Below are 15605 nucleotides of genomic sequence, written 5' to 3'. Positions count from 1 at the left end.
AAACTCATGTACGCTGGTTTTTTGGTGCCTGCGTCCTGCTGGCCTTGCACCGCGAACGTGAGCCCTCCACTGGCGTGTTCGACCGGCATCCCGAGCGAACCACCCCGGAGTGGGATTCACGAACCTCTCCGTTCGAATCAATGAAAGCAGCACTACTGTGACGCGCACGTACACCCCCAAGGCCGGTGAGATCACCCGTGAGTGGGTGGTCATCGACGCATCCGATGTCGTCCTCGGCCGCCTCGCCTCGCATGCTGCCACGCTCCTGCGCGGCAAGCACAAGCCCACCTTCGCGAACCACGTCGACACCGGCGACTTCGTGATCGTCATCAACGCCGACAAGGTGGCTCTCACCGGCCAGAAGCTCGAGCAGAAGAAGGCCTACCGCCACTCCGGTTACCCGGGTGGCCTCAAGTCGGTCAGCTACGCCGAGCTCCTCGAGAAGAACCCGGTGCGCGCCGTCGAGAAGGCCGTCCGCGGCATGCTCCCCAAGAACAGCCTGGGTCGCCAGCAGCTGTCGAAGCTGAAGGTCTACGCCGGTGCCGAGCACCCGCACGCGGCCCAGCAGCCCACCACGTACACCTTCGACCAGGTCGCCCAGTAAGCGCCGCAGAGAAGAACAAGGATTATCTGATGGCGAAGATCGCTGACTCCCTCGACCAGACCCCTGAGAACTACTCGACCGAGACCCCGGCTACCGCTGAGGCCGCCCCGGCTCGTCCCGTCCTCTCCGTCCCCGGCGCCGCTGTGGGCCGTCGCAAGCAGGCCATCGCCCGCGTGCGCCTGGTTCCCGGCTCGGGCACCATCACGGTGAACGGCCGCACCATCGAGGACTACTTCCCCAACAAGCTGCACCAGCAGCTCATCAACGACCCGTTCACGATCCTCGGCCTCGCCGGTGGCTACGACGTGATCGCCCGCATCTCGGGTGGTGGCCCCTCGGGCCAGGCCGGCGCCCTGCGCCTCGGCATCGCTCGGTCGCTGAACCAGATCGACGAAGAGAACAACCGCCCGACCCTCAAGAAGGCCGGCTTCCTCTCGCGTGACGCTCGCGTCAAGGAGCGCAAGAAGGCTGGTCTCAAGAAGGCGCGTAAGGCTCCTCAGTACTCGAAGCGCTAATCCTTCGATGGCACTGTTCGGGACGGACGGTGTGCGGGGCCTCGCGAACGGCCCCCTCACCGCCGATCTCGCGCTCACCCTGGCCCAGGCGACCGCGGTCGTCCTGGGCCAGGGTCGTATCGCCGAAGCCCGCCGCCGCAGCGGACGCCGTCTCACGGCCGTCGTCGCACGCGACCCCCGGGTCTCGGGTCACTTCCTCAGCGCAGCCGTCGCCGCGGGGCTCGCATCCTCGGGCGTCGACGTGCTCGATGCCGGTGTGCTGCCGACCCCGGCCGCCGCATTCCTCGTCGGTGACATCGACGCCGACTTCGGCGTCATGATCTCGGCATCGCACAACCCGGCACCTGACAACGGCATCAAGATCTTCGCCCGCGGTGGAGTCAAGCTGCCTGACGTGGTCGAGCAGCGCATCGAAGAAGCCATGGCCGGACCGAAGCTCGCCCCCACCGGGGGAGCCGTCGGCCGCATCAGCCGGTTTGCCGACGCCGAAGACCGCTACGTCGTGCACCTGCTCGCCTCACTGCGCACCAGCCTGCGCGGCCTGCACGTCGTGCTCGACTGCGCCAACGGTGCCGCCTCGGGCGTCTCACCCGAGACCTTCCGCGATGCCGGCGCCAAGGTCACCGTCATCGGTGCCGACCCCGACGGCCTCAACATCAACGAAGGCGTCGGCTCGACCCACCTCGACAAGCTCATCGCCGAAGTGCTGCGCACCGGTGCCGACCTCGGCATCGCCCACGACGGCGACGCCGACCGCTGCCTCGCCGTCGACGCCGACGGGCGCATCATCGACGGTGACCAGATCATGGCGATCCTCGCCGTGTCGATGAAAGACCGCGGTCTGCTGAAGGACGACACCCTCGTCGCGACCGTGATGAGCAATCTCGGTCTGCATCGCGCGATGGCGGCCCACGGCATCCACCTCGAAACGACTGCCGTCGGCGACCGGTACGTTCTCGAGCGCATGAACGAAGGCGGCTACTCGCTCGGCGGTGAGCAGAGCGGGCACGTCATCATGAGCGACTACGCCACCACGGGTGACGGCCTGCTCACTGGCCTGCACATCGCGGCGGAGGTTGCCCGTCAGCGGAAGCCGCTTTCGGAGCTCGCGAAGGTCATGACCGTGTTCCCGCAGGTGCTCATCAACGTGAAGGGTGTCGAGCGGTCGCGCGCGACGGATGCCGATGTGCTGTCGGCCGTTGCTGAGGCGGAAGCCGAGCTCGGTGATTCCGGGCGCGTGTTGCTGCGCCCGTCGGGGACCGAGCCGCTCGTGCGTGTGATGGTCGAGGCGGCGTCCGAGGCGGACGCGAAGCGGGTTGCGGAGCGGCTCGCGGCGGTTGTGCGGGGCTGATCAGAGCCGACACGGCGAAGGGCGGAGGGTCCGGCATGACGCCGGAACCCCCCGCCCTTCACTCGTGGGGTCAGTCAGCCATCGAGATGCCGGTGAAGTCGATCCACCAGCTCTTCGGCTGCTCGAAGCCCTGCACCGCGGACGACATTGCACGAGGTGCGGTGTCGTTGACCACGAACATCCATGCGGCATCCTCCGTCACGAGGTGCCCCACCTCGGTCAAGAGGGTGGCTCGCTCGTCGTCGTCCACCGTCACCAGCGCCTGGTCGTACAGCGCCTGCGCCTCTTCGTTGCAGTACCCGAAGAAGTTGCCGTCGCACCCGAACCAGAACCCGTTCCAGCTCGACGGCTGCTCGAGGCTGAACGCCTGATTCGCCGCCTGCCATCCCGTGTTCCCCTCACCGAGCTTCGCGTACATGCCCGAGAAGTCCACCGGCTCCAGAGAGACGTCGATGCCGACTTCCGCGAGCTGCGCCTGGAGGGCCTCATTCATGGCGCGTGCCTGCATCGCGCCCGATCCTGCGGTGATATAGCCGACAGTCACGTCCAGGCCGTCCGGGTACCCCGCCTCGGTCAGGAGCTCGCGCGCCCGGTCGGGGTCGTAGGAGTAGATGTTGTCCTCCTCGGTGTAATAGAGGCTCGCTTCGGCGAACATCTGATACGCCGGCGCGGCGGTTCCGTGCAGGAGGTCATCCGCGATCGCTTCCCGATCGATGGCGTAGTTCATGGCCTGACGCACGCGGATGTCGTCGAACGGTTCCTCGCCGGTCATGAGCTGCCACGACCACTCCCAGTCGAAAGCGTTGCCCGTCGCCACGAACCCTGCCGACTCGAGGCTCTCGAGGTCGTCAGGAAGCGCGGCCTCGATCCAATCGACCCGTCCCGACCGGAGCGCGGCGGTCCGTGCGGAGGGATCCGGGATCAGTTCGACGGTCAGCCGGTCCAGCTTGGGCACATCGCCCCAGTAGTCGTCGTTCCGGACGAAGGAGATCGATTGATTCTGCTCGAGCGAATCGAAGACGAACGGGCCCGTCCCGACCGGGTTGGTGGCTTGCCCCGCGGCGCCCGCCTCTTCGAGCGAATCCGGGCTGGCGAAGTACACGTTGTACAGGTCGGCCAAGAAGAACGCGAACGGCTCCTTCAGCGTGAAGGTCACTGTCATGTCATCGACCTTCTCGACGTTCTCGACGAACGTCAGGACCGTGTAGTACGTGATGAGCACGGGATCGTAGTTCGGGTCGTTCTCATCCATGTAGCGCGTGATGTTGTAGATCAACGCGTCGGCATTCCATTCGGCGCCATCGTGGAACGTCACCCCCTCCTGAAGGGAGAAGGTGTACGAAAGGCCGTCGTCCGAAACCTCCCACGACGACGCCAGCGCGGGCGCGACTCCGGCCGGCGCATTCGGGTCGGACACGTCGCGCTTGGTCAGCCCCTCGTAGACCAGATTTCCGATGAGGCGCTGACCCTCGTATCCAGCAGTCGTGATCGCGCCCGTGTCCAGGCTCGGGAACGACGCCATCTGCGAGGCGATGACGAGCTCCTGCTCGCCGCCGGAGTCACCCGTCGAGGATGAACCGGCGCAGGCTGCGAGGGCTAGTCCGCCCGCCACCAGGATGGCTGTGGCGGCCACCGCGCGGCGAGATCGTGCAATGAAGTGGTGCATGTGACTCCTCAGGTGACTCTGTCGGGTGCGGGATGGAGCATTCTTCAGGCGTGCATCACGGAACGAGCTGCCAGAAGTTCTTGGGTGTAGGGATCGGCGGGCGCCGCCAGGACCGAATGCGTCTCGCCGCTTTCGACGACCCGGCCGCGGTTCAGCACGAGGAGGTCATCGGCGATGTGCTCGACCACGGCGAGATCGTGTGTGATGAAGAACATGGCCACGCCGAGCTGCTTCTGCAGATCGGCGAACGTGTTCAGCACCTGCGCCTGAACGGACTTGTCGAGTGCCGAGACGGCCTCATCGCACACGAGCAATCGGGGGCGACTGGCGATCGCCCGACCGATGGCGACGCGCTGCGCCTGTCCGCCCGAGAGTTCGTGCGGGTAGGCGTGGGTGTAGTCCGCCGTCAACGACACCATCTCGAGCAGGTCCGCAGATCGCGCTCGCCATTCGTTGCGAGGCACGCCCTGTGCTCGCAGTTGGAACGCCAGATTCTCCCCGACCGTCATCGCCGGGTTGAGGGCGTTTCGCGGATCTTGAGGTACGAGCTGGAACATGCGGCGCGCGAGCCGAAGGGTCGACCGGCTCATCGAGAAGAGATTGTGGCCATCGAGTGTGACGCTGCCCGCATCCGGAGTGAGGAGGCGCATCACGATGCGACCCAGCGTGGATTTCCCACTTCCCGACTCGCCGACGACGCCGAGAGTGCGTCCCGGCTCGATCGCGAAGTCGACGTCATCGACGGCGGTGAAGCCCCCGAATCTCTTGGTCACTCCGACACCGCGCAGTACCGCTGTCATGCTGCCTCCTCCTCGCCCGCGGCCACTGCGTGGCCAGGCGCGACCTCGCGCAACGGACCCCAATCACGGCGGGTGCGGACGTCTTCGGGAACCACTGCCAGCGACCCTCGCGCCACTGCAGCGGACGGCTCGGCTGCCATCAGCGCCTGCGTGTAGGGATGCTGCGGATTGCGGAGCACCTCGGGCGCGTAACCCAACTCGACGATCCGACCGCCGAGCATCACGGCGACCCGATCGTGAGCCTGAGAAGCGATCAGCCCGGCGATGCCGATGTCATGGGTGATGAACAAGATGGCGGTGTGAAGGCGTTCGCGCAGATCATCGAGCAGTCCGACGACATGGCGGCCGACCGACGCGTCCAGCGCGCTCGACGGCTCGTCGGCGACGATCAACTCGGGTCCGCAACTGATGGCGATGGCGATGGCGATGCGCTGCCGCATCCCACCCGACACCTCGTGGGGGTAGCACCGCAGCACGCGCCGAGGCTCGCGGATCTGCACTCGCTCGAGCAGTTCCTCGGCACGGAGCATGGCATCGCGTCGCGACGTCACCTGCCGGTGCTGCAGCAGTGTCTCGGCGATCTGGCCCCCGATTCGGCGCATCGGGTCGAGCGACGAGTTCGGATCCTGCGGCACCATGCCGATGCGCTCGCCGTGCAGTCGACGAAGCTCGCGGGCTGACGCCTGGACGAGGTCGACGCCGTCGAAGACGGCGGAACCCGTCACGCGGGCGGTCTTCGCCGAGAGCCCGGTGATCGCCCGCGCGAAAACCGACTTGCCGCTGCCGGATTCGCCCAAGAGGACCGTGACCTGTCGACGCTCCAAGCCGAGACCGAGATCCTCGATCACCGTGCGATGCGAGCGCCCAGCCTGCGGGAATCGCACGGTGATGCGGGAAGCGTCCAAGACGAGGGGAACGGCGGGATCCAGCCCCCCGGCGGGTGTGACGTCGGTCATGACTCGCGTCCCTTTCCAGAGATGGCATCCCGTACGCCGTCGCCGACGAGAGGGAAGAGCATGGAGAGCAGCAGGATCATGACCACGGGAGCCAGCGCCAAGCTGGGATCGCTGTACACGGCCGCCTGCATCTCGTAGAGGATCGACCCGAGCTCCGGTTGAGGTGACGGCACGCCCAGTCCGATGAACCCGAGGCCTCCCGAGATGGCGACGTTGGCACCCACCAGCGATGTCGAGTAGGCCAGCACGGCCGGCAGGGACACCGGAACGATCTGGCGCACCAGGATGGAGGCTGCGGTCGCGCCGCTCGATCGGGCTGCAGTCACGAAGTCCAGCTCACGGATTCGTGAGACCTCGGTCTCGGCGATACGAGAGACCGGTGCGATCCAGACGAGAGTCAGCGCGAGGAGGAGCGTTCCGAGGCCCACCCCCATCGAGATCGCCAGGAGGAGTGCCAGCAGAACGCCGGGGAAGGCGAAGAGCAGATCCACGCCACGCATCAGCACCGTGTTCACGAATCTGCCGGACAGGCCGGCGACCGTGCCGATCGCGAGCCCGGTGACGGTCGCGATGACGATGGGGACCACCCCGACGATCAGTGACGTGCGCGTTCCGTACACGAGCCGACTGAGCATGTCCCGCCCCTGCGTGTCGGTCCCGAGCACGTGCCCCTGGCTGAAGAAGGGGAGGAGCCGCTCCGACAGGCTGCCGGTGAGGGGGTCGGCCAACGGGAGCAGCGGCGCGGCGAGAACTGCGGCCGCCAAGCACATGATGATGACCAGTGCGACTTTGGAGCGGAGCGGCATCCGACTCAACAGAGACCGACGGTGGAAACGGGGTGCCGTTGCCGTTGCGGCCGGCGACAGGCGGGCCCCTGACAGGAGGGTCATGCGCGTCCCTTTCGGATGCGGGGATCGAGGAGGGCGTTGACGACGTCCGCGAGCAGCAGCACGACGACGAACACCATGGCGATCAGCAGAGCGACAGCCTGAACGAGCGTGTAATCGCGAAGGCTGACCGACTGCACGATGAGAGCACCCAGCCCGGGGATGCTGAAGATCTGCTCGACGAACAGAGCGCCCCCGAGCATCGTCCCGACTTGGATCCCCAGGACGGTGATCATCGGCGGAAGCGCGTTGTGGTGCGCGTGGATCGCGAGGCGCCACGGAGCAAGCCCACGGGCTTGCAAGGTGGGCAGGAGATCGGTGGCCTGCAACGTCGCGATGGACGTCTTCAACGACCGCGCCATCTGAGCCCCGGGTGCCAGCGCCAGTGCGAGGGCGGGAAGGAAGAGGTGCGAAAGGATGTCGCCGACGCTCCCGTCGCCGCGGGTCGCGACCCCGCCCGCGGGGAACGCGGGCAGGAGGACGGCGAAGACGATGAGAAGGACGAGCGCGATCGTGTACTGAGGCGCCGAGAGGAAGAACGACTCAGCCCCGTCGATGGTCCGCCGCACGGCTCGCCACCTCGTCGTGGCGAGGTTCCCCATGATGAGAGCCAGCGCGATGGCCATGACGCTGGCCAGGCCCCCCAGCATCATCGTGTTGACGAGGGCGGGGCCGATGATGTCGGTGACGGGTCGGCCTTGACTGTACGAGTAGCCGAGGTCGCCGCCGATGAGCTGTCCGAGCCACAGGGAGAACTGCGTGACGATCGGCTGATCCAGCCCCATCACCGCTCGCAGCTGCTCGCGTTCCTCGGGGCTGCTCTCGGTGCCGAGTATCGTCAGGGCAGGATCGCCGGGGATGGCGCGGATGGCGAAGAAGACGACGATCGCGATGAACAGCGCGGTGATGACCGTCATGACGGCGCGACCGGCAACCAACCGGAGGAACCGGTTCTGTGTCATGGCTTTGTAGTCCATAATTGGAATTATGCACTGAGGTACTGTTTCGGTACTGTTTCCAGACGGTGACGCTTCTCGCAGCGGCCGCCGATCCCCTCGCGGGAACCGATCTGTCGCTAGCATGAGCGCGACTCTCGACACTGTTCGTCGGAGAAAGGACACGTATGGCACTGCGCCACGCGATACTCGCCGCATTGTCGAGGGGTAAGCCGCGCACCGGCTACGACCTCAACGCGAGCTTCAACGACGTCAATGACCGTGCGTGGCACGCCAGTCCGTCTCAGGTCTACTCCGAGCTCACGAAGATGGAATCCCGCGGGCTGATCGAGATCAGCGAGCGCAACGAGCGGGGCCGCACGAGCTACGTCATCAGCGACGCCGGCTACGACGAACTGCGTCGGTGGCTCCTGCATGATCAACCGGACCACGGCGTCCGGGACGATGCGGCGCTGCGTCTGCTGAACCTCTGGGTACTGCAGAGGGATGAGGCGGAGTATCTGCTCGACGCCGAGGTCGCATTCCAGCGGCAGCGCCACTTCAGCCTCAGCCACCTGCTCGACAACTGGGAGGACGAGCGCGAGGATCACGACAGTCCGGTGTGGCGCAATCGACGAGCCCTCTACACGCTCTGGCTGCGGCAGACGTCGTTGACTCTGGGCTGGCTCGAGCAGCTTCGAGAGGTGCTCACGGACCCGGATGCCTCGGTGGCGGCGGTCATGCCGCACGCCGAGCACGCGACCCGGCGCTGACGAGATCGCCGGGTCGCGGTCGGCTCTCGGTCATGCCGGGATGGTGCTCAGATCTTCGGCCGTCCGCCCGTAGCCCGGAGTCGTGAAGCGGCGATCCCACGCGGCTGAGTCCGCAATGAGCTCACGCCAGGGAGCGACCTCGACGTACAGAACGCGAAGCGAGTCGAGTCCGTTGATGTGGAGCGCCTTGCCGTCGGTCGACACGGCGTCCTCGGGGACGGCCACATCGAAGTTCTTCATCATCGCGGTCCTCGACGTCGTCTCGACGCAGACGTTGGTCTGCAGGCCCGCGACGATCAAGCGGGTCACGTCGAGGTTTCGCAGGATGGGGTCGAGATCCGTGTTGAAGAACGCATCCCACCGGTGCTTCTCGATGACGATGTCGCCGTCGGCGGGCGCGACGGCATCGAGAATCTGGGAAGCCCACTCCCGGTCGTCTCCGATCGGAGACTCGTCGGGAGCGTCAGCCAGGAGCCGCCGCATGCTGGGCGTCATGTCCGCGCTGTCTGTGCGGGACGTCTGCCGCGTATAGATCACGGGCATGCCCACGTGCCGCGCCTCAGCCAGCAGTGCCGCGCACTCCGCGACCACGGCGTCGAAGTTGTAGATGGGAGGCCAACCGAGCGCACTGCGGCGCTCTTGCTCCAGGTACATGTTCTGCATGTCGATCATGATCAGCGCCGTGCGACCGCTCATTTCAAACCCAATCTCGTAGTGTGTTCCGGTACTCCAATACTGTTATATGGTTTCAGACGTTACGACGGTATTTCCGTGGAGAGGATCCGGATGATTCGGCGCAGGAAGATTGCGGGACCGCTCCTCGACGCCGGATCCCCGCGCAGCAGAAGACTCGTCTTCGTCGTGCTCGTCGGGGCCGCCGCGCTCACCATCCTCGACGTGTCCAAGCTGGGCATCGCCCTCCCGGTCATCCAAGAGGACATGGGCGGCGACCCCATCACCATCCAATTGATGCTCGTCGGCTACACGGTCGCGTACGCCGCCACATTGCTCCCGGCGGGCCGGATCGGAGACGTGCTCTCCCGTAAGGGAGTGTTCCTCACCGGGCTCGCGATCTTCACGGCGTCGAGCGTCGTCTGCGCGGTCGCGCCGACGGTCGAGGTTCTGGTACTTGCTCGGGTTGTGGAGGGGGTCGGTGCAGGCCTCCTGATGCCGCAGGTTCTGGGTCTCATCCAACGCATCTATCCCGCCGCGGAGCGTGCCAAACCGCTGGCGGCGCTCGCAGCTGTGACCTCGCTCACGTCCCTCCTCGCACCGGTCCTCGCGGGGGTCATCATGGACGCTTTCGCCCCGGAGATCGGCTGGCGAGTGCTCTTCCTGGTGACCGTGGCCGTGGGTGTCGTCCTCATTCCGGCGACGATCGTCGTCGTCCGGGAGCCTCCGACCGAACGTCGGCGTGGGTTCGACGGAGTCGGTGCGGGACTGCTCGCGGCCGGTGTCATCCTCACGATCGCGCCTTTTAGTGCCGTCTCGCAGTCGCTCCCTTTCGCCCCCTGGATGCTGATCGTCACCGGTATCGGGTGCGTCCTTCTGGGTGTGTTCGTCGTCCATGAACGACGGACGGTCCGCCGCTCGCGTGAGCCGCTCGTCGACCCGACCCTCTTCCGACTTCCGCATCTCAGCAGCGGGGTTCTCATCTCGGGCTTCATGCACGCGGCGGGCACCGCGGGAACGCTCATCGTCACGATCGCCCTGCAGCAGATCGGCTTGCTCACGCCGCTGGAGACCGCTCTGTGGATGCTGCCGGCAGCCGCCGCGAGCATCGCCGGCTCATGGCTCGCGAGTCGCGTCTCGCCGACGAACGGGGTCGTCGTAGCCATGGGCGCCGGAGTCGGGGCCGTCGCTGTCGCCGCGAGTGGGCTGGCGTTCGCCGTCTCTCCGCGGGACGCCCTGCCGGCGCTCGTCGCCGGTCTGCTCTGCATGAGCTCATTCGGTGCCGGGCTGGCGGCACCGGCCAATCAGGCGCGCACTCTGCTGCACGCGCCGGGGCATCGGTCCAGCGTCGCCGGGTCATTGATCCAGTGCGCACAGCGGGTCGGATCGGCTGTCGGTATGGCACTCGCCCTGATCGTCTACTACGCACACCTCACCGATCTCACATTCGCCGGGCGGGCCTCCGGCGGTCCGGCGCTGGCCCTCTGGATCGTGAGTCTCTTCCTGGTTGCGGCGGCGGTCGTCGCGATGGTGGATCGCGTGCGGCGCCCATCGAGGGCGCCCGGTACCGACGTTCCGCGCGATGAGCCGATCGTCACGTCGGCGGTGATGTGAGACCGGCATGGGGATCCATTACTCGCGCAGCACATCTATGTAGGACGCGGCATCCCCTGTAACCTCCGGAGAGTGAGGGGACCACACCGTTTTCGCACGCTTGGGGGCGTGTACGACCCGCGGATGAACGCGCTCAATTTCATCCGCCTGATGCTCGCCGTGTCGGTGATCGTCTGGCATTCATTCCCTTTGACGGGGAACACAGTCGACTGGCCGCCCGCCCACCAGGCGCTCAGCCTGCTCGGCGTCGACGGATTCTTCGCGATCAGCGGCTTTCTCATCTACGGCAGCTGGAAGCGCAACCCGAGCTGGTGGCGCTATCTCGCCGCCCGTGCGCTGCGCATCTTCCCCGCGTTCTGGGTGTGCCTCATCCTCACGGCCTTCGTTATCGCGCCCATCACCACGGCACTCGTCACCGGTCGCACCTACCTCGACGTCATCTCGCTCGACAACCTCAGGTACGTCCTGCAGAACGCCGCCCTGCGCATCTTCGACCACAGCATCGGCGGCACGCCCCTGAACGTGCCGTACCCGGGCTACTGGAACGGATCCCTCTGGACGCTGTTCTGGGAATTCCTCTGCTACCTCGGCGTCCTCGCCGCCGGCCTGCTCGCGCTCTACCGCTTTCGCGCCACCGTCCCGATCATCTTCGGACTCACGTTCATCGGCCTGCTCGCCACCGCCTACGGCCCGGTCGAGAACTACTGGGCCGTGCAGGGGTCCCGCTTCGGCATCATGTTCGCGGCCGGCATGCTCATCGAGCAGTACGCCCACCGCATCCCCGTCAGCTGGCCCCTCCTCGGCGCCGCCGCCGCCGTGACCGCGGCGAGCATGGTGCTGCCCGACTACCGCGCGATCGGCGCCCTGCCGTGGGCGTACCTGATGCTCGGACTCGGCGCGATGCTGAAGCACCCACGCCTGCGATTCGAGAACGACATCTCCTACGGGGTCTACATCTACGGGATGCCGGTGCAACAGGTGCTCGCCAGCTTCGGCCTCGCCGCACTCGGCGTGCCGCTGTTCAGCGTCCTGTCCATCTTGCTCACCCTGCCACTCGCCGCCGCGAGCTGGTTCTTGCTCGAACGTCACGCCATGAAGCTGCGTCCCAAACGTCGGGCCCAGCGGAACGTGCAAACCGAGGTGGTGGCCGGCTGACTTCGGGAGTTATCCACAATTTGGGGAACATAACTTCGGATGTCGGTGGTCTATGGCATCGTACAAATATGTCATTCACGACGAATCTGCGGAGCGGTGTTGAGGGCCTTTTGGCCGTCGACGCGCTGAACGTGGATGCGTCTGGGCTGGCGGCATCCGTCGCGGGACTCGACGACGATCAGGTGCGTCTGCTCATCGCGCGAGCGGGCTCGCTGATTCGCGAGATCGGCGTGCTGCAAGCCGTGCTCGCCGGCGTCGTCGCGCAGCGCTCCAGCCGCGAGCGGGGCAGTGGCGGGCTCGCCGCCGGAACCGGGCACCGCACGCCCGTGGAGCTGATCCAGGCGACCACCGGCATCACGCGGGCCGAGGCGACACGCGCCGTGCGGGTCGGGGAGGCGCTCGTCGGGGCGGGTGTGGTGGCGGCAGCGGATGCCGGGGGTGGCGCGGCGGCGTGGCACGAGGTGCTCGATCGGCGACTCTACGAGGGGGCGCTGTCGCCGGCGCAGTACGGGGCGATCCTGGGCGGGCTCGGCGATCCTCCGCGTCCGGCGCTCGACGGTGCATGGGCGCGCGCAGCGGGACGGCTGGCGGATGAGGAGGACCAGTGGACCGTGGAGCAGCTGACCGGGCAGGCGCGCACGCTGCGCGACATGCTCGACCCCGCAGGAGCGGAAGAGCGCTTCGCGCGTCGCTTCGAACGGCGGTCGTTCCGCCTGTGGACGGACGGCGACGGATTCTCGCGCGGCTCGATGCTCCTCGACGACGAGATGGGGCCCTGGCTGCGGAGCGTGCTCGACGCGGCGCTGCGACCCCGCCGCGGCGGACCGCGGTTCATGACCGCGGGCGAGCGCGCCGAGAGCGAGGCGCTCGTCGGTGACGATCGAACGAACGAGCAGCTATCGTACGACGTGCTGGTCGACGTGCTCCGCGCCGGGGCGCTCGCCACCGCGAAAGACGTGTTCGGCGCCAGGGAACCCGGGGTGCGCGTCATCGTGACCGACGCTGCCGCCGATCCACTCGGCCGACACGGAGCGACGGGGATCGTCGAGGACGGCGGCAGTGCGCTGCCCGGCTCGGTCGTCGATCGGGCACAGTGCGCGGGAGGCCGCATCCGCATCGACACGGATGCCGCCGGCAAGCCCCTCGCCGTCGGCCGCGACGAGCGACTGTTCACCCGGGCGCAGCGCATCGCGCTCGCCGCGCGCGACGGCGGATGCCTGTGGCCGGGATGCGAACGGCCACCCTCGTACTGCGAGGCGCACCACCGGGTGCCGTGGTCCGAGGGCGGAGTGACCGACACCGATGACGGAGTCCTGCTCTGCCGGTTCCATCACCTGCTGCTGCACAACAACGGGTGGCGGATCGAGCGGGACGACGCGGGTTTCGAACTGCACGCGCCGCCGAGCAGCGGCCGCGAACCCGTGCCGCTGAGGTCGAAGTCGCCGTTGCGGTGGCTGTGGGATCCGCCGCCCGACCGCGCCGGATGGCGTACCGGCGGCGAGAGGGCACCGGCGCGAGCGTCGTGAGGTGGGCGCGAGCCCGCACGGGTGCCGAGCGTTGTGAGGTGGGGCGCGCCGGCGAGGGCGCGTGCCGAGCGTCGTGAAGTGGGGCGTGCCGGCGAGAGGGTGCGAGCGTGAGGGTGCGAGCGTCGTGAGGCGGGGCGCTCCGGCGACGGGCGCGAGCGCCGTGACGCGGCGGCGGGGCAGTGCGCGGGCCGAGGAATTCACACCGGGCGACCGCGGCGGGTCGACGACGGATCAGACCCGGGCGGTCACGCCCAGGTGTGCACCGGCTGGTTCGTGTGCATCGCCTCGCGGTACTCCAGCAGCGTCGCGCGGAGAGCGTCGAAACGCTCCATTCCCTCGCGCGCCCGCATCCGCTTCGCGAACCACTCGGCGCCGTTCGTCTTCGCGACGCACCGGCCCTCGATGATCCCGAGATAGCGGTCGCGCTCGGCGGGCGAGACACCCCACGCGTCCAGACCCTCGGCAGCGAGCGGCAGCAGCGTCTCGAGCACCAGCTCGGTCGCGGGCACCTGCCCGACGCCTGGCCACGACAGCCGCGCGTCGATGCCCACCCGCGCAGCCGACTGGAAGTTCTCCCGCGCCGTCGCGAACGGCATGCGCGACCACACGGGGCGCTCATCCTCCGCGAGCGAGCGCACCAGACCGAAGTAGAACGCGGCGTTCGCGACCGTGTCAGCCACCGTCGGCCCCGCGCCGAGGATGCGGTTCTCCACCCGCAGGTGCGGCATCCCATCGGCGACGTCGTACACCGGACGGTTCCATCGATAGACCGTGCCGTTGTGCAGCTTCAGCTCTGCGAGCGACGGCACCCCGCCCGACTCGAGCACCTCGAGCGGATCCTCGTCGTCGATGATCGGCAGCAGCGCCGGGAAGTACCGCACATTCTCTTCGAACAGGTCGAACACCGACGTGATCCAGCGCTCGCCGAACCACACCCGAGGACGCACCCCCTGCGCCTTCAACTCCTCACTGCGCGTGTCGGTCGCCTGCTCGAACAACGCGATGCGCGACTCGCGCCACAACTCCTTACCCAACAGATACGGCGAGTTCGCCGCCACCGCGAGCTGGGCGCCCGCGATCGCCTGCGACGCATTCCAGTACGCCGCGAACTGTGCCGGTGACGTCTGCACGTGGAACTGCGTGCTCGTGCACGCCGCCTCGGGCACGATCGAGTCGGCCGTCGTCTCGAGCCGCTCCCGGCCGGCGATCGAGATCGCGATGTCCTCGCCGCGCGCGTCGAGCACCTGCTCGTTCAGCAGGTCGTACCGCGAGTCCGCGCTCAGCGTGCTGCGATCCAGATGCCGCTCCGCCAGCGTGGGCAGGATGCCGATCATCACCAGATGCGCGCCGAGATCCTCACTCCGCACGTCGGCATCGTTGAGCTTCTGTCGCAGGCCGTCCTCGAACGTCGTCAGGCCGCCCTCGCGGAGCTTCGCTGGCGGAACGTTGATCTCGACGTTGAACCGCCCCAGCTCGGTCACGAACGCCGGGTCCGCGATCGCCCGCAGCACCTGCTCGTTCCGCATCGCGGGGTCGCCCACCGCGTCGATGAGGTTCAGTTCGAGTTCGAGTCCCGTCATCGGGTCAACCGTGTCGAAGCGCGCTTCGCGCAGCATCCGCTCGAACACGTCGAGATTGCGACGGATCTTCTCGCGATGAAGGGTGCGATCGGCGCCCGTGATCTCTTGCTTCTCGACTTCTTCTCCCACCCCGTCACGATAGGTCGCGCCGTCACCGACGCCCGGGCGGTTGACAACCCGAGCCCCGTCGACCAAGACCCGCTAACCCATCCCGGCCCGAATTGCCAGGGGTTGGCTCGCTTCGGGCGGCTGCCTAGCGTGGGCAGTCCCGGAACGCGCCGCTTCCGGGTGGATCGACGGAAGGACCAGATCATGGGACTCGACGACAAGATCAAGAACGCCGCCCAGGACCTCACCGGCAAGGGCAAGGAGGCCGCCGGTAAGGCGACCGACAACGAGCGCCTCGAAGCCGAAGGCCACCAGGACCAGACCGAGGCCAACCTCAAGAAGGCCGGCGAGAACGTGAAGGACGCGTTCAAGTAAGCCTCCCCAGCGAACGCCCGGGCCGATCATGGACCCGGGCGTTCGTCGTTTCCGACCCCCGTGGAGGCATCGCCGGAAACGCCGATAG

Annotated in this window: 15 protein-coding genes; 8 read left to right on the top strand and 7 right to left on the bottom strand. The window is 67.4% G+C overall.

Going from position 1 to position 15605, the window contains the following annotated elements; genetic code table 11:
* Positions 1–157: 157 nt before the first annotated feature.
* Genes rplM through glmM form a run of 3 tightly spaced genes read left to right on the top strand, consistent with a single transcriptional unit; the run spans position 158 to position 2470 of the window.
* Entirely contained in the window at positions 158–604 is a 447-nt protein-coding gene (rplM, locus tag ACIGEP_RS07840; protein ID WP_396661081.1) for a 50S ribosomal protein L13, read from the top strand.
* Positions 605–633: 29 nt separating this feature from the next.
* Positions 634–1119 carry a 30S ribosomal protein S9 gene (gene rpsI / locus ACIGEP_RS07835; protein WP_396661080.1) on the top strand — a complete coding sequence of 162 codons (486 nt, stop codon included), beginning with the start codon at positions 634–636 and terminating at the stop codon, positions 1117–1119.
* Between the two features lie 7 nt (positions 1120–1126).
* Positions 1127–2470, top strand: coding sequence for a phosphoglucosamine mutase (gene glmM / locus ACIGEP_RS07830; RefSeq protein ID WP_396661079.1), 1344 nt, complete (start codon positions 1127–1129; stop codon positions 2468–2470).
* A gap of 70 nt (positions 2471–2540) precedes the next feature.
* Here glmM and ACIGEP_RS07825 read toward each other — a convergent pair whose 3' ends face one another.
* The 5 genes from ACIGEP_RS07825 to ACIGEP_RS07805 all read right to left on the bottom strand — a co-directional run bounded on the left by ACIGEP_RS07825 (position 2541) and on the right by ACIGEP_RS07805 (position 7741).
* Complete coding sequence (locus ACIGEP_RS07825) at positions 2541–4136, bottom strand: ABC transporter substrate-binding protein (RefSeq protein ID WP_396661078.1); 1596 nt, start codon at positions 4134–4136, stop codon at positions 2541–2543.
* Positions 4137–4180: 44 nt separating this feature from the next.
* The gene (locus ACIGEP_RS07820; RefSeq protein WP_396661077.1) at positions 4181–4936 is read right to left on the bottom strand and encodes an ABC transporter ATP-binding protein; all 756 of its coding nucleotides are present in this window, start codon (positions 4934–4936) and stop codon (positions 4181–4183) included.
* Complete coding sequence (locus ACIGEP_RS07815; protein WP_251581956.1) at positions 4933–5892, bottom strand: ABC transporter ATP-binding protein; 960 nt, start codon at positions 5890–5892, stop codon at positions 4933–4935. The genes ACIGEP_RS07820 and ACIGEP_RS07815 overlap by 4 nt, the downstream gene beginning before the upstream one ends.
* The gene (locus tag ACIGEP_RS07810) at positions 5889–6656 is read right to left on the bottom strand and encodes an ABC transporter permease (protein WP_396661076.1); all 768 of its coding nucleotides are present in this window, start codon (positions 6654–6656) and stop codon (positions 5889–5891) included. The genes ACIGEP_RS07815 and ACIGEP_RS07810 overlap by 4 nt, the downstream gene beginning before the upstream one ends.
* Before the next feature lie 122 nt (positions 6657–6778).
* Positions 6779–7741 (bottom strand): ABC transporter permease, encoded by a 963-nt coding sequence (locus tag ACIGEP_RS07805; RefSeq protein ID WP_396661075.1) that lies wholly within the window; start codon positions 7739–7741, stop codon positions 6779–6781.
* Positions 7742–7902: 161 nt separating this feature from the next.
* Here ACIGEP_RS07805 and ACIGEP_RS07800 point away from each other — a divergent pair, with 161 nt between their 5' ends.
* Entirely contained in the window at positions 7903–8487 is a 585-nt protein-coding gene (locus ACIGEP_RS07800; RefSeq protein ID WP_396661074.1) for a PadR family transcriptional regulator, read from the top strand.
* A 30-nt stretch (positions 8488–8517) separates the two neighbouring features.
* Here the strand turns inward: ACIGEP_RS07800 and ACIGEP_RS07795 are convergent, their stop codons facing one another.
* Positions 8518–9183, bottom strand: a complete 666-nt coding sequence (locus tag ACIGEP_RS07795) for a cysteine hydrolase family protein (protein WP_396661073.1) — start codon at positions 9181–9183, stop codon at positions 8518–8520.
* 90 nt (positions 9184–9273) lie between these two features.
* On the opposite strand from ACIGEP_RS07795, the gene ACIGEP_RS07790 reads away from it, so the two are divergent.
* The 3 genes from ACIGEP_RS07790 (at position 9274) to ACIGEP_RS07780 (ending at position 13454) form a co-directional block, all read left to right on the top strand.
* A complete protein-coding gene (locus ACIGEP_RS07790) occupies positions 9274–10773 on the top strand; it encodes an MFS transporter (RefSeq protein WP_396661072.1) in 1500 nt (499 codons plus the stop codon).
* 123 nt (positions 10774–10896) lie between these two features.
* On the top strand, positions 10897–11928 hold the full coding sequence (locus tag ACIGEP_RS07785) for an acyltransferase family protein (protein WP_396661071.1): 1032 nt from the start codon (positions 10897–10899) through the stop codon (positions 11926–11928).
* A 68-nt stretch (positions 11929–11996) separates the two neighbouring features.
* The gene (locus ACIGEP_RS07780; RefSeq protein ID WP_396661070.1) at positions 11997–13454 is read left to right on the top strand and encodes a DUF222 domain-containing protein; all 1458 of its coding nucleotides are present in this window, start codon (positions 11997–11999) and stop codon (positions 13452–13454) included.
* Positions 13455–13699: 245 nt separating this feature from the next.
* On the opposite strand, the gene ACIGEP_RS07775 is transcribed toward ACIGEP_RS07780, so the two are convergent.
* Positions 13700–15163: a glutamate--cysteine ligase gene (locus tag ACIGEP_RS07775; RefSeq protein ID WP_396661069.1), complete on the bottom strand. Its 1464-nt coding sequence runs from the start codon at positions 15161–15163 to the stop codon at positions 13700–13702.
* Positions 15164–15346: 183 nt separating this feature from the next.
* On the opposite strand from ACIGEP_RS07775, the gene ACIGEP_RS07770 reads away from it, so the two are divergent.
* Entirely contained in the window at positions 15347–15517 is a 171-nt protein-coding gene (locus ACIGEP_RS07770; protein WP_396661068.1) for a CsbD family protein, read from the top strand.
* The last annotated feature ends 88 nt before the right edge of the window (positions 15518–15605 follow it).

Origin of the sequence: Microbacterium sp. NPDC077663, assembly GCF_044542795.1 — a bacterium.
Lineage (GTDB): Bacteria > Actinomycetota > Actinomycetes > Actinomycetales > Microbacteriaceae > Microbacterium.
Note: the sequence above shows the minus strand (reverse complement) of the source record. Positions and strands in the feature narration are given on the sequence as shown.